This is a genomic window from Azospirillum sp. HJ39, assembly GCF_041507355.1.
Lineage (GTDB): Bacteria > Pseudomonadota > Alphaproteobacteria > Azospirillales > Azospirillaceae > Azospirillum > Azospirillum thiophilum.
In genome coordinates this window covers 2,197,204-2,210,157 of sequence record NZ_CP167911.1, presented here as the reverse complement: position 1 = coordinate 2,210,157, position 12,954 = coordinate 2,197,204, and the positions used below count along the sequence as shown (strand labels likewise).

Here is a 12,954-nt window from a genome sequence, read left to right as displayed (position 1 = left end):
CGGATCCTCGGGGTATCAGCGGCGGGGGCGAATAATGAGGGCGGGGCTTTCCACGCGCGTGCCTTGCCGGCCGCGCGAAAGGCCCCGGTGCCTTCCGGTGGTCCACACCTGCCGCTGGCGGAGCAGGTACTGACCGTAGAAATTCATCGTGTAGACGCGCTTGACCTCTACGAGGTCGCCGAAGCGGGAGCGGATAGCCTTCACGGCGTCGTCGAACAGGCCGGGCGGCACGCTGAAGGTCAGCGATTGGCCGCCGATCAACTGCACGTCGACCTTGCGGTTGTAGGGCAGGGTGTTCCCGATGATGATCTCGGTGATCGTCGGCGACAGGGCAGCCGGATTGAATTGCGCGGCCGGCACAAGGCGCCCGCTGAAGTCCCCGGATTGGTATCGGGGGGAGGCGCTGTCGGCGATGGCGAAGAAGAAGCCGTCCCGGTAATGCGCCGTCTTGCCCGTGCCGGGGTTCAGCGGCGCGGAGGACCGCGGCGGCGAGCGAGCGATGAGAAACGACAGGGCGAAGTTGCAGACCGCGCCCATGATCGAGAAGCGGTAGACGATCCGGCCGCCGTCCGCCGGCCGAACCGCCGTCTCCGGTGCCCCCTCCACACCATCGACCCAGCGCCGGAACCGACGGGAGGCGCGGCCGGAGGCAATAAGCCGGTCCCGCTCGGCAATGGCGATGTCCGCCAGCCGGCGGGACTGCGCTTCCGGGGATAGTGCCTGGTCGACGAAGACCCGCAGCCGGGCGTTGAATGCTGCCGCTTTCGCCATGGGTCACTCCGCCGACGGTTTCTTGTTCGCCTCCTTCACCTTCTCGGCCCACCACTCGGCATAGACGCCATCCATGGCGCGGAGCAGGCGGAACAAGAGGGGGAGGTCGTACCCGTGGTCAGCGGCGTAGGCACGCATGACGGACCACGGGATGTTGCAGGGGGATGGAGGCCCCATGCCGCCACTGCGCCACTGCCGGTCATCGGAAAGGGCGTGCCAAGCGCGCCACGCCCACCGGCACCACGGCAGGGGTTCGACCGCCTCGCCCTCGTCCTCCAGGCAGGCAGCCACCATTTCGGCCGCGTCGGGGTCATCATCCGCAAGGTCGGCCAGCAGATCGTGGCTGTCCGCCTTGCGGTTGAGATGATCCCGTAGGGCCGCCGTCAGTTTCCCTCGGCTTCCTTGGCGTCGGTCTCGCGGTCGGAGGTCGCCATGGTGGCCGCGGTGAAGGCCGCGTTCGACAGGTCCGGGTATTCGGGGTCGCGGATGTAGTCGCAGAACTCCTCGAACGTGACCACGTTGCCGTCGTCGTCCTTGAACTTGACGTCGCGCAGACAGCAGGCGATCAGGCACTCGATGTTGATCTTGCGCTTGAGCGCGGAGGGCAGCTTCTCGGTGTCGCCGCCGAAGCCCTTGGCCGCCTTGCGCTGCTTGGCGGCCTGCATGTCGAGGTATTCGTCACCCATGCCCAGGGTGAGAATTTCCAGGTCCATGTCGAGGTCGGGGCGCTTCCAGACGCCGGTGGTGTAGGCGGTGGTGGAGCGCTTCTTGGAGGCGAGGTTCGCCATGATCGGTATCCTTGATTGGTCGGTTGGTCGGTTGGTCGGATGAATGCGCGGTGGATGGGCGGGCGCCGACCAAACGCCCGCCCGCGGCTCGCGCGTGCCGTCACGCCGCCGGCAGGGCCGGCAGCCTCTTTCCCGTGGTCGTCGGGTTCTCGATCAGGTGAAGAGGTGCCGGTACTGCTCCGGAACCTCGATGCGGATGGGCCGCTCCACGCGCTCGATCACGGCTTCCTCGCCGTCACGCAGCACGCGCCCATCAGGACCGGCCGCATAGGCGCGATACCAGCCCTCGGCGTCGTTGGCCTCAACCACACGCTGAAGCTTTTCGCCGGTCTCGCCGTCGAACACGGACACGAACTTGGCGCCGCGGTCGGTTGCCTTTACGTGCATGGCCGCGCCCCTTACCGGTAGAACTCGATGCGGTTCACGATGACGGTCGAACCCGTCAGGCTGTCCTTCGAGCCGGTCAGCTTCACCGGCAACATCACGTCCTGGTTCTTGCCGCCGACGTTCGGGTCGGCTTCCTTCGGCGTCAGCCGCGGAGCGTCCCAGATCATCGCCTGGACCCCCTTCTGGAGGCGGGTGTTGATGCTGGTGACGGTGCCGCTCAGGTTCTTGGCGACCAGGGTCGGGTCGCCGAAGTGGGTGTTCAGCTCCACGGCCAGATCGCACGCGCCGTCCACCACGTCGACCGGGGCCGGGGCGATGTCGTCACCATCGGCCGCCGCGTCGATGGCCCGGAGGTTGTTGGTGATGGTGAACTTCACGCCCTTGGCCCAATTGGGTTTTCCTAGCGCGACGCCGCCCTCGCCGATGCGACCGCAGTTGGAGGAAAAGGCCATCACCGGATAGGTGCCGCTGTCCGGCTCGTCGTCGGGCGTCGCGTCGAGGGTGGTCGGGCCGGGAATGCCCGCCTTCATGCCCATGAAGCTGATCGAGCCGGTGGCCTTCTCCTTGGCCTGCCCGCCGAACTCCATGCTGCCGACCCGCATACCGCTCTGTGCGGTGTAGGTGGGCGGCGTGTGATCCATGAAGCCGCGCTCCAGGGTCACCCCGATCTTCGTGACGCCGTTCTTGAGCACGTCGCCGAAGAAGAACCGGATGGTCTTTCCCGTGCCGGTGTCAGCCGCCCAGGCGGCCGGCAGATTGTCCAGCGTCAGCTTGCGGGCGGCGATGGCCGTGATGCGCGCCCACCCGTTGGTCCCGGCGGTCGCGAAGCGATAGCCGGCTCCGGTGTCGCCGGTCTTGACCCACTGACCGATGCTCAAACCGAGCGTGGTGAAATCGAGGCCGCCGGCCTGGGAGGTCAGACCATCAGCGACCGCCGCGATGTCGCCGGCCGCGCCCTCGCACCCAACCACCTTCATGCGGGCGGTAGCGGCCGGGCTGGGTTCGTCCACGAGGCCCGCGCCGACGAAGGCGGGGGCGGTCGCGCTGCCGGTGGTGACCTTGGCGAGCTTGCCCTTGTTGGCGGTGCCGAACCCCGAGAAGTAGACCAGATGCCCGGCGACAAAGGCGGGGCCAGCGGCAACCGCCACCACCTGGGAGGACGCGGTGACGCTCTGAATCACGGAAGCGGCGGCGCCGTCGTTGTCGCGGGCCGGCGTGTTGATCCAGTAGTTGCCGAAGGCCGACTCCATCTCGCTCGACAGCAGGCAGCCATCGACGGGGAAGTGCCACTCGATGCCGATCTGGCCGTCGTTCGTCTGGCCGACCATCGCCGGGTCGCTGTTCTGCCGGTCGTCGCGGATGTCGTCCGACTCCACATAGACCGCCTTGGTCGACAGGCCGATGGACGTGACGCGCTGCTTGCGCATGCGCGGGGTGGTGGGGGTGGTGCCGAAGGTCTGCTCCTGCACACCAGTCAGGCGGACACGGTTGGAACTGGACATTTTCAGCGGCTCCTTTCAGCCGGGCATGAAAAAAGCCGCTCGGCGGTGGCCGGCGGCGTGGTGGGCGTCAGGGGTGGGGTGGTGGGTCAGCCGGCCGGCGTATCGGCCTGATCGGGGGCGGGAACGGTTTCCTTCGCCTTGCCGGGCTTGGCCGGGGGCGGGGCGGCTATGTTGCCGAGCCGAATGTGATCTTCCAGGGTCAGCAGGCCGTCCAGATCGGTGTCGGTGACCGTCTGGCCGGCGGTGAACCGGCGGGACGGGGTGTTGAAGGGGGTGACGACGGTGTACTCGGCCATAGCTTCTATCCTCTCTTCCATTCGATGACGACGTGCATGCCCCACCAGTTTCCGGTGTCGTCCTTGGTGCCGATGGGGTCAAAGCGGATGCTCTGATATTCGATGCCGCCGATTTCCTGCCCCCGGCACATCTCGCCGAAGGCGGTCAGCAGCTCCCGGTTCAGCCGGGACCCGGTGTTGACCGGGGTGAAAATGAACAGCGTGAGCGAACCCGTTTCCTCCCACCGGTCATCTGCCGGACTGCCAGCGCCGATGCTGGTCTGCTCCCACAGGTCGCCGTCCACCAGCGCCTTCCCCCAAGCATGGATCTCGGGAAGGCGGGTGACCGGATCGGTCGGGCCGAAGGGCTGTGGCAGGGTGAACGGCTCGTTGTCCCAGGCCAGCGGACAGGGCTGCGGCGCGGCGTCCGACCAGTTCGCTTCGATAAAGGCCCGGATCGCGTCGAAGGCGTGGATTGTCGACATGGTTTCAACCCTTCGCTTCCATCCACCAGCCCGTCGGCCGCTCGCCTGGACCGTCGACCGTCAGCATCTGGCCGCCGCCGGTCCAGACGCCGTTGTTGATGGTCGGCTTGATGATGACGTGATCGCCCTTCGCCGGGCCGCCCGCCGGGAAGGCGGTCTCTGCCAGGGTGTCGGCGGCGATGATGACGGAGAATTTCCGCTGTGCCGCGTTGCCGGCCAGCGTGTCGCTGCCGGTCTCCATCCAGAAGGCTTTGACGATGACGTCGGTGAAGGTGGGCGGGATGGTGCTGGACGGCCGGCGCAGCACCACCAGGGCGCCGCGCCGGTCGATCATTCGCGCCTCGCGGGACCGGGCCATGGCGTCATCCTCCTACGAGGCCGGCCGCATAAAGTGCGTCCAGAATGTCGGGCGGTAGGGCGGAGCCGGAGGCGGCCATGCTGCCGACCCAATACTCTGTGCGGCCCGCGCCTTCGGTCTGTTCGGCCTTGACCGTCAGGTCTCGATCCTTCGCCTCCCATCGCAGCCGCACCAGCCGCTTCACGGCGTCCTGCAACGCCGTGGGCATTTTATCGACGGACCAGCCGGACGCGATGGTGACGACGGTCTCCTGTTGCTCCCAGCAGATGGACCGGCCGGCGCTGTCCGTCCGAGACAGCAGTCCAGATTTCGGCTGCCCTCGATAGAGCGCCCCACCCAACGCCGCCCCGCCGACGGTGACGGAAGTCACTCGGGCCGGGTAGCGCCATGGCAGTTCGAGGACCGCCACGTTGCGGGCTTCATCGGGGCTGAAGGTGACGACGGCCACCTCCTCCGCGAAAGTGGCCGGGGCGTCGCCGGCATCGTCCCCGACAACCCGGCAGGCTTCCGCCACGCGGTCGGAAGCCGAAAGCGCTTCGGCTCTCAACCAGCCGTCGAACTGGTTGTCGCTCTCTGCGATGCCAAGCTCGGCCTTCAGCGCGGGAATGGCACACAGGCGGCGGTCAGCGGCCGGCACGGCGACGGCGACGGTCGGCATGGATCACCCCTTGGTGGTGTAGGGAACGCCCCGCGGCGTTGCTGCCGGCTTGCCGGGGCGCAGATCGCGCGTGATGCGCTGGGGCTGTTCAACGGGTGCCGGCTTCGCGGCGCCCTCCCGCTCCGGTGTGTTCGCCATCACTGAGCGCTCCTGGCGACGCGCGGAGGAGTCACGGTGCGCCGCTGACCTTCACTCGCTTCGGGCTTCGGCTCGGGCGGGGTGCCGCCATCGGTGGGGGTGGTGTTCGAGCCGCCGTCATCGTTGGCGGTCGGGCCGGTCGTTCCCTCCGTGGCCGACTTCGTGGCCTCGGCGGCGGCCCGTTCCGCGGACAGGATGCTTTCCGCATGGAACATCAGATCGCCTATTGGCGTGGTCGGATCGACATCGATCCCGCGCTGACGGAAGCCAGCCAGCAGGCTCTCCAACTGCTCGGCGATGGTATCCGATCCCTCTTCCGCGCGGCCGGGCATGGTGGAGGTCACCGCCACAGCCACGCCCTTGGCGATGAAGGCGGCGGCTTGGGCAGCGGCGAATGAGGCGGTCTCGCCCGCGAGATAGGGCGTGTGGTTCTTCAGGAAGCGCACGAGCATGGTGAATGACGGGGCCTTGCGACCCCGCCCCCTTCTGGTTCGGATTGAGCGAAGGATCAGACCAGCGTGCCGCTGACCGGGTTCTCGGTGGCGCCGGCCAGGATGTAGGTCACCCCGAACTCGCAGACGTCCGTGTTGGCCGCCGACAGGTTCGGCGTCACCTGGAGCCGGACATACCGGTTCGTGCCGCTCAGGTCGAAGTCCAGTTCCACCACACCGGTCACCGTGCCGCCGCCACCCGGCCCGGTGGCGACCACCGTGGCCGGCAGCGCCGGGCCGTAGTCGTCCGCACCGGCGCCGCTGCTGTCGCTGGCGTCCTGAAGGTTGGCGGCGAAGGTCAGCGTCGCAGCGGCGGCCAAGGTGGCCGTGTAGGTGACCACGGCCTTGAGCGAGGTGAAGCCCCGACGGTCGGCCCAGGCGCAGTTGACCTCGGCGTTGTCACCCGCGCCGCCGGCCGTCACGTCGACACCGGCAACACCGTGGCGGGCGGCGATCAGCGCCGCCGCATTCTGCATGGATGCGTGCATGTTGATATGCCTTCCGCTCGGGTTAGTAGCTGACGCCGGTGATGCAGGAGCCGGCTTCCGGCCGCTCCAGCTTGCAGTCGGCATACAGCTCCATATGGATCAGGATCTCGTTGGTCTGGGTCAGGAAGTAGCTTTTCCCGTCGGCGCCGACGTAGCCGCCGGTCATGTCCACCACCACCTCGGCATCCGAGCCGTTGGCGACGATGATGCTCGGGCCGTTGAAGAACATGATCTCCGTGTTGGACCCGCTCAGGTTCGTGGGAACCTGATTGGTCTCGATGATCGGGCAGCGCAACAGGGTGTTGCTGATGTCGATGCTCGCGTAAATCTTGTTCCCGTTCGGGTCGCGAAGGTCGGCCAGCTTCGCCACGGTACGCGGCGCCATCACCCAATAGCCGTTGGTGACGATGATGTTCGACTCCTTCGGCCGCGTCACCGCCTTGCGCAGATCGGTCTCGATGGACGCAGAGTCGGTGCCACTGATGGCGAAGACATTGCCGGCTGCGATCTGAGAGCGCAGACCGAGCGGCACGTACTCCGTGCCGCCTCCACGGAGAAAGCCCGAGTCCTCATTGACAGCCAGCCGCTCGCGCAGCCGGCGGACGATGTAGCCCTCCAGGTTGCGCACCGCCGCGCCGCCGTTGCGCGCCTGATCCAGCAACCGGCGGGAGATCACGGCCTCGATGGGCAGGCGCTTCGGATCGAGGCGAATATCGCCGAACTTGAACTCGCCCGGCGTCGGTGCCGTGTTTTCACCGGTCCACGCCCCGTTCGGAACCTGCGTTTCCTTGGGCAGGATCATGGTGCCCGGCACGTTGAGCACCTGGGGAGACATGCGGCGAACAACCGTCATGTTGTCCAGGCCCTCGATGATCACCGCGGCGAACTCAGGAAGGGAGAGCGCGCCGCCGGCCGCATAGTTGCTGAGGTTCATCGAGCGCTGGATGACGGCCACGGTGTCCTCGCCGTACACCTGCCCCAGCCACTTCTCGGCGTTCAGCTCGCCGCCGGAATGGCGGACCATGATGTCGGCGATCATGCGGCGCACCGGCGCCATCTTGACCACCTCCTCGCTCCCCTTCGCGACGGCCGGCAGCGGGGCGAAGGTGCCCTCCGGGGCGCTGCGGGGCGTGGCGCCGCTGGCGGCCATGGTTTCCATCGACACAGCGCGCTCCAGTTCATCACCCAGATCCTTCGCGACCTGATGGGCGTCGGCATACGCCTTCTCGGCGTCGGCCACGGCCTTGGCGGCGGCGTCCTTGCCGGCGGCATCGGCCGTGCGGAGCGCCGCCTTCGTGGTCGTGATGTTGGTGGATGCGGTCTTGGCCTTATCGACCGCCGAGGCGAGTGCCTGGCGGATTTCCGGGATCGTCTTCATGAAAAGCTCCACGCAAAAAAATGGCCGGGCGCGAGGTGCGGCCGGCCGAGCATCCGCCAGGAAAGCGGATCGGTTTCCCCTGCGGTCAGGCGAGGGTGAGTTCGAGGGTCTTCAACTCCAGCATGCGCAGCGCGGCGGCCCTGGTCTCCAGATCGTCGTCGTCCGTTGCAACCTGCTGGATCACGCCGTCGATCAGATCGCGCGCCTGGGTCAAGCTGGCCTCGTTGGTGCTGGACAGGACGCGGCCGGCCTTGATCGTCATGCCAGGGATCGCCTTGCCGTTCAGCGCGCCGATGATGTCCTTGACCGTCAGGGGAGGGGCGTCCTTAGAAGCCTCGTCCGACTCGCTCTCCTCAAGCTCGGCCAACAACTCGGCGACCTCCTCCTGCGTCATGGCGATCAGCGCAGCGCCGAGTTGGCGCATCGCGTCGGCCAGCATGCCGGGGACGGCGCTGCCGTCGTCCTCGTAATCGGCCTCGGAGGCGGTGCTGCCCTGGATCCAGTTGATTTCCGACAGGGCGCTCGCGAGATAGCCGATATGCCACAGCCCCTTTGCGGTCAGCTTAGGGGCGTCCTTGGTAGCCGATCCGTCGACCGACTTCTCCGCCATGTTGGCGAGGCGGAGGATTTGCCCCTTCACACCCTTCGGCGCGGTCTTGGCAATGTCCCGGAATTTGCTCGCCAACTTCTGGGGCGCGGCGGCAGCGGCCCGCAGCTTCGCCAGTTCAGCGACATCGATCGACACGGTGCCCGACCGCTCCACCACCAGGGCGCCACGAACGGCCGGGACCGACACGAAGGACAGCTCGGCCAACTCGCAAGTCTCGTACTTGACCCCGCCGCCCAGATTGCAGCCGTTGGCGTCGAACCGCGGCGGGTTGGCCGGGTCCAGCGCCGACAGGTTCTTGCCCATGAAGCCGATGGACACGGCGTTCACAACCTTGTTCTTCACCCGGTTGTAAATCAGGTCGGCAAGCTCATCTTCGCCAGCGGGCGGGAACTGGACCAACGCCGTCAGCTTCCCGTCAGTGACGCCGATCTCCACGCACCGGGCAATCGGCTGGTCCGGGTCGTGCTGCCAAAGGACCACCGGGTTCGTGCGGTAGGCGGCAAGGTCGATGCCGGACTGAACCACCATGTCGCCGGCTCGATCAACCTCCGGCGCCGAACAGATGACGCGGACTTGCCGCAGATCAGCCAGGGTGGTGGCGGTGCCGCTGTGGGCCTTGCGCTGCATGCTCATTTCGCATCCTCGGGTTTAGGAGCGGCGCCCGGATCGGCCGGGTCCTTGCCGCCGGGCGGGGTGATAGCGACGACGGCGCCCTGCTCGTCCACGTAGGCGGTGTTCAGCGGGCGGGCGAAGACACGTCCTGCCGGAGAGGGGTTGTATCCTTCCTCGACACGCCACTCGTTGGGCGTCAGGGCACCGGACTGGAACATGGTCCGCATGCCTTCCTGACGGGTCTTGAAGTCAGCCCGCAACAGGCGGCGGACATCGAACTCGACATACACGTCATCGGGCAGATTGAAGGCGCGGGAAAACTCCGCCTCGAAAGCCTCCAGCATCGGCATAAGAGTCTGGTCGTAGTAGGCGCGCGTCAGCGCCTCCACGTTATTGTTCGTCATGCGATCCAGCATGCCGATCATGTGAAGAGGGACACGGAAGCCTCGGGCGATTTCTTCAATGGTCAGCTTGCGCTGCTCCAGAAACTGCGCATCCACCGACGTCATGCCGAGTTGCTCGAACTCCATCCCTTCTTCGAGCACCACCGTTTTGCCGGCATTACCGGGGCCGCCGTGCCGGTTGTTCCAACTCGTGCTCAAGCGGTCGGCTACGTCTTTCGTCAACACCTTCGGGTGCTTCAGGACGCCGCTCGGCTGGGCGCCGTTCGCCATCAGCTTGGCCGACATCTCTTCGCCAGCGATGGCGATCCCGATTGCCTCCCGAAGCTGGGCAAGCGGCGATAGGCCGACGATGCCGTCGAAGGTCATTCCCCGGACATGGAAGATGTCGTAGTCCGGGACCATCAACGGGACGTTGCGGAGGATGGCGTTCTCCAGCGTCGTCCGCCGGGATATGGCGTAGAACAGGCGCCCGTCCATCGCCTCGTAGATGGTGACGCTGCCCGGATGCACCGGCCACAGGCCGTTGGCGTTCCCAAAGCGATCCCGCAAGATCACTGCGATGGAATTTCCCCGGAAACCCCAGGCCGAGAACATCGCGAGCAGAAGGCTAACCGGGGTCATATGCCGGTTCGGCCGCCGGAGGATTTCATGCAACGGGTGATCGACCGCCGGCTGCCGCGAGCCATCCGGCAGCGCACGCCACACCTGAGGCTTCAGCTTCGCGCCATCCTCCGCGATCACCCTGACACAGGAATAGACGGCCGAGACCCGCATCGCCGTGGTGTCCGAAACCCGCACCCCCGAGGCCGCCGGTGCGCCACCCATCAGCGACACGAAGTGTTCCGATGGGTTTTGCGAGGAGCCAAGATCCTTCTGAACGACAGCGGTCTGCTGTCGCTCCCTCTTTCTTTTTCCCATGGGAACCTCAAATAGTCAGGAAGCCGCCGGAGCGCTCCGCGGAGTGGTACACGGAAGGCCCATTGTCTTCGTCTGGCGTCATGGAGACGCCAAGCGCGGAAATCAGAGCCACCGGCCCGTCGATCTTCTTCGCGTCTTTTTCCTTGGTCGGATAGACGTTGTCCTTTTTATCGGGGCGCGCCACGACGTTTGACATCATCCACTTCATGCCGGGGTCGCCGGCATGCTGGAGCTTTCCAGCCCGGATCAGGGCATCGAGTTCCTTCATCGGCTCGCTGAAATTCAGCACCAGGGGCCGGTATTCCGTCACCGGCGCTTTCCTTGCCTGGAGCCGAGTGACCAGCATCGTGGCTTGGTGCGGGTCGTAGGCGATGTTCTCAACCTGGAACCGCTGGCAGAGGTCGAGAATGTCTTCCTCGATCACCCCATAGTCGATGATGTTGCCGCCGGTGACGATCAACCAACCTTCCGCGTCCCATGCCTGATAATGCTCGTTCTCAGGCAGCAGGACCGTATCCTCGGGAAGGTAGTGGAAGGTGAAGACCCGGTATGGTTCGTCGTCGCTCTCTGGCAGGACCAGCACCTCCAGCGCGGCGATATCGACCTTGCTTGACAGGTCCAGACCCAACGCCACGCGCCGGCCGGCGAAGTCGTCCAACTTCAGACCCGAAACCGCGCATCTGTCCCACGCGGCCATGTCGAAGTAGGCCGAGCGGGCGTTCACCCACAGATTGAGGTGCTTCGTCTTGAAGCGCCCTTGCTCCCGCGAGTTGCGAATTGCCGCCCGCTGACGGTTCAGCAGGAACTCCTCGAACACCGACACGCCACAGTTGGGGTTCGCTTTGCGAATGACTGCCGGATCAGACCAATCGTCACCGTCGTCGATGGTGTAGATGATCCCGAACATTTCTTCGTCGTTCGCGACCTTTTGCAGCACCTTCCGAACCGTGTCCCGCATGTCGTAGCAGGGGCCGGCTATGTTGTCGCCCGCTGTTGTGATGACCAGGGCGAGGGGCTGCTCTCGGGCACCCATGCCGGTGATCATGGTGTCGTACTGCTCGGATGTCGGGTGCTCGTGATACTCGTCCGTGATCGAGCAGGAGGGCGAGGCACCGTCGCCGGGCTTGCCGATGACCGGCTCGAACTTCGCGGCCTTGGCGATGATGCTGATGTTGGAGGCGTTGACGTCGATCCCAGCCTTGTCTCGGATGTCCGAGCGAATCATCAACATCTGTCGTGCCGGCCCGAAAACCTCCCACGCTTGCTTTTCTGTCGTGGCGCCCGAGTAGACCTCCGCGCCCTTCTCCCCGTCGGCGCAAAGCATGTAGATGCCGATGGCCGACACCAGAGCCGACTTGCCGTTCTTGCGCGGCACCTCGACGTAGACCTGTCGGAACCGCCGGAAGCCATCGGACTTCCGCAGCCACCCGAACACCATGCAGACGATGAAGCACTGCCAGGGCGCCAGTATCAGCGGCTCGCCGCGCCATTTTCCCTTCGTGTGCGGCAGCAGCTCGATAAACCGGCAGACCTTTTCCGCCTTCTCTGGATCGAACCGGTAAGGCCAGCCCGGCCGATTATCGGCCTTCAGGTCTTCCCGGTGCCGCTGGCATGCCAGTTTCACCCACTTGCACGCCGGGATCACACCAGAGAGCACGTCGTCAATGTACCGTTCCGCCATCTCCACATGGGGATGGGCAACGGGGCCGGAAGGTACGCCGCTCTTGCCGGCGCCGCGCCCGCGGCGGACGCCCGGCTGGTGCTGGCGAGGAGCGCGCGGCATCAGAAGAACTCGGACAACGGATCTGCGGCGTCGGGCAGCTTGCCCGCCACGCGCGTCCGATCCGCTGGCGTGAGGCCGAACTTCGCCAGCCACGCGGCGAACCGCCGGTCAGCGTCGGCGATGTCGGCCACCTCTGGCCGTGCGCGGCGCATCGGCCCACCCTTGCCCATGGTCCAGTAATACCGCTCGCCCGCCTCGGCGAAGATCATGCTCCCGCCTTCCGTGTCCATTGTCAGCGGGCGGGACAGCGACTCCCGCGCGGCCAGCAGATCGGCATACGCCTCACACAGGCCGACCAGCGCCATGCCGTCGGCCTTCGTCAGCACGCCCATCTCGTCCAGGATCACCGTGACGGCGCCCCAGGTGGTTTTTGCCTTGTCGGTCAAGTGGGCCGGCGGCGACGGGATCGAACGCTCGGGCTTCGGCTCGCGCTTGTTGGTGCGGCACTTCTGCGCCGTGCCGCTGACCAGCTTGAGGTGCGTTGGCTTTGGGGGGCGTCCTGCCATTTTCAGCCTCCGAACCCTTTTGTTTCCATTTTGCACGCGCGCAAATTTGACCACCCACCGGTAGACCCCCGGCGCCCCGCCAAGGATCGCCTCCCCCCTACCCCCCGCGGCGCCCGTGGCGGCGATTATCGCAAGCGGAACAAAGGGTTCGTAGGTTCGGCAAGGCGTCCTCGCCGCCTTCGCGACGGGGAACAATGTGGTCAGCGATCAAGCGCCCGTTGGCGCCGCGTTCCGGTGTGGTGCAGTGCGGATCCGTGCAACGGTGGCCGTCCCGCGCCAAGCACGCCTCGCGGAGGCGCTTCCACTCTGCCGAGCCATAGAATGGGTCCTGGACCTGTGGGCGCTTGCGCGGTGCGGGCTGCCACCCCTTCGGCCGGAACACTGGAGGGCGTGATGGCATTC

Annotated in this window: 18 protein-coding genes; 1 reads left to right on the top strand and 17 read right to left on the bottom strand. The window is 66.2% G+C overall.

All coding sequences use genetic code 11. From position 1 onward, the window contains the following. Positions 1 to 15: 15 nt before the first annotated feature. Positions 16 to 771 carry a hypothetical protein gene (locus ABMY26_RS23870; RefSeq protein ID WP_372397106.1) on the bottom strand — a complete coding sequence of 252 codons (756 nt, stop codon included), beginning with the start codon at positions 769 to 771 and terminating at the stop codon, positions 16 to 18. Positions 772 to 984: 213 nt separating this feature from the next. Here ABMY26_RS23870 and ABMY26_RS23865 point away from each other — a divergent pair, with 213 nt between their 5' ends. Beyond that, positions 985 to 1,146: a hypothetical protein gene (locus ABMY26_RS23865; protein ID WP_372397105.1), complete on the top strand. Its 162-nt coding sequence runs from the start codon at positions 985 to 987 to the stop codon at positions 1,144 to 1,146. 8 nt (positions 1,147 to 1,154) lie between these two features. On the opposite strand, the gene ABMY26_RS23860 is transcribed toward ABMY26_RS23865, so the two are convergent. The 16 genes from ABMY26_RS23860 to ABMY26_RS23785 all read right to left on the bottom strand — a co-directional run bounded on the left by ABMY26_RS23860 (position 1,155) and on the right by ABMY26_RS23785 (position 12,952). Then, complete coding sequence (locus tag ABMY26_RS23860) at positions 1,155 to 1,559, bottom strand: hypothetical protein (RefSeq protein WP_372397104.1); 405 nt, start codon at positions 1,557 to 1,559, stop codon at positions 1,155 to 1,157. A gap of 153 nt (positions 1,560 to 1,712) precedes the next feature. Further along, the gene (locus ABMY26_RS23855) at positions 1,713 to 1,946 is read right to left on the bottom strand and encodes a hypothetical protein (RefSeq protein WP_372397103.1); all 234 of its coding nucleotides are present in this window, start codon (positions 1,944 to 1,946) and stop codon (positions 1,713 to 1,715) included. 11 nt (positions 1,947 to 1,957) lie between these two features. Then, positions 1,958 to 3,448, bottom strand: coding sequence for a phage tail tube protein (locus tag ABMY26_RS23850; RefSeq protein ID WP_372397102.1), 1,491 nt, complete (start codon positions 3,446 to 3,448; stop codon positions 1,958 to 1,960). An 86-nt stretch (positions 3,449 to 3,534) separates the two neighbouring features. Next, a complete protein-coding gene (locus ABMY26_RS23845) occupies positions 3,535 to 3,744 on the bottom strand; it encodes a hypothetical protein (RefSeq protein WP_372397101.1) in 210 nt (69 codons plus the stop codon). Between the two features lie 5 nt (positions 3,745 to 3,749). Continuing rightward, positions 3,750 to 4,208, bottom strand: a complete 459-nt coding sequence (locus tag ABMY26_RS23840) for a hypothetical protein (RefSeq protein ID WP_372397100.1) — start codon at positions 4,206 to 4,208, stop codon at positions 3,750 to 3,752. Between the two features lie 4 nt (positions 4,209 to 4,212). Further along, a complete protein-coding gene (locus ABMY26_RS23835) occupies positions 4,213 to 4,566 on the bottom strand; it encodes a hypothetical protein (RefSeq protein WP_372397099.1) in 354 nt (117 codons plus the stop codon). Between the two features lie 4 nt (positions 4,567 to 4,570). Further along, positions 4,571 to 5,224 (bottom strand): hypothetical protein, encoded by a 654-nt coding sequence (locus ABMY26_RS23830; protein ID WP_372397098.1) that lies wholly within the window; start codon positions 5,222 to 5,224, stop codon positions 4,571 to 4,573. Between the two features lie 3 nt (positions 5,225 to 5,227). Further along, positions 5,228 to 5,362, bottom strand: coding sequence for a hypothetical protein (locus ABMY26_RS23825; RefSeq protein ID WP_372397097.1), 135 nt, complete (start codon positions 5,360 to 5,362; stop codon positions 5,228 to 5,230). After that, positions 5,362 to 5,814, bottom strand: coding sequence for a hypothetical protein (locus tag ABMY26_RS23820; RefSeq protein WP_372397096.1), 453 nt, complete (start codon positions 5,812 to 5,814; stop codon positions 5,362 to 5,364). Before ABMY26_RS23820 ends, ABMY26_RS23825 begins: the two co-directional genes overlap by 1 nt. A 56-nt stretch (positions 5,815 to 5,870) precedes the next feature. Beyond that, entirely contained in the window at positions 5,871 to 6,341 is a 471-nt protein-coding gene (locus ABMY26_RS23815; RefSeq protein WP_372397095.1) for a hypothetical protein, read from the bottom strand. Positions 6,342 to 6,363: 22 nt separating this feature from the next. Next, positions 6,364 to 7,719: a phage major capsid protein gene (locus tag ABMY26_RS23810; protein WP_372397094.1), complete on the bottom strand. Its 1,356-nt coding sequence runs from the start codon at positions 7,717 to 7,719 to the stop codon at positions 6,364 to 6,366. 85 nt (positions 7,720 to 7,804) lie between these two features. Then, entirely contained in the window at positions 7,805 to 8,962 is a 1,158-nt protein-coding gene (locus tag ABMY26_RS23805) for an HK97 family phage prohead protease (protein ID WP_372397093.1), read from the bottom strand. After that, positions 8,959 to 10,170 (bottom strand): phage portal protein, encoded by a 1,212-nt coding sequence (locus tag ABMY26_RS23800; RefSeq protein WP_372399058.1) that lies wholly within the window; start codon positions 10,168 to 10,170, stop codon positions 8,959 to 8,961. Before ABMY26_RS23800 ends, ABMY26_RS23805 begins: the two co-directional genes overlap by 4 nt. Positions 10,171 to 10,270: 100 nt before the next feature. Further along, entirely contained in the window at positions 10,271 to 12,046 is a 1,776-nt protein-coding gene (locus tag ABMY26_RS23795) for a terminase large subunit (protein WP_372397092.1), read from the bottom strand. Then, on the bottom strand, positions 12,046 to 12,552 hold the full coding sequence (locus ABMY26_RS23790; protein WP_372397091.1) for a phage terminase small subunit P27 family: 507 nt from the start codon (positions 12,550 to 12,552) through the stop codon (positions 12,046 to 12,048). Before ABMY26_RS23790 ends, ABMY26_RS23795 begins: the two co-directional genes overlap by 1 nt. A gap of 97 nt (positions 12,553 to 12,649) precedes the next feature. After that, positions 12,650 to 12,952 carry an HNH endonuclease gene (locus ABMY26_RS23785; protein WP_372397090.1) on the bottom strand — a complete coding sequence of 101 codons (303 nt, stop codon included), beginning with the start codon at positions 12,950 to 12,952 and terminating at the stop codon, positions 12,650 to 12,652. Between the last annotated feature and the right edge of the window lie 2 nt (positions 12,953 to 12,954).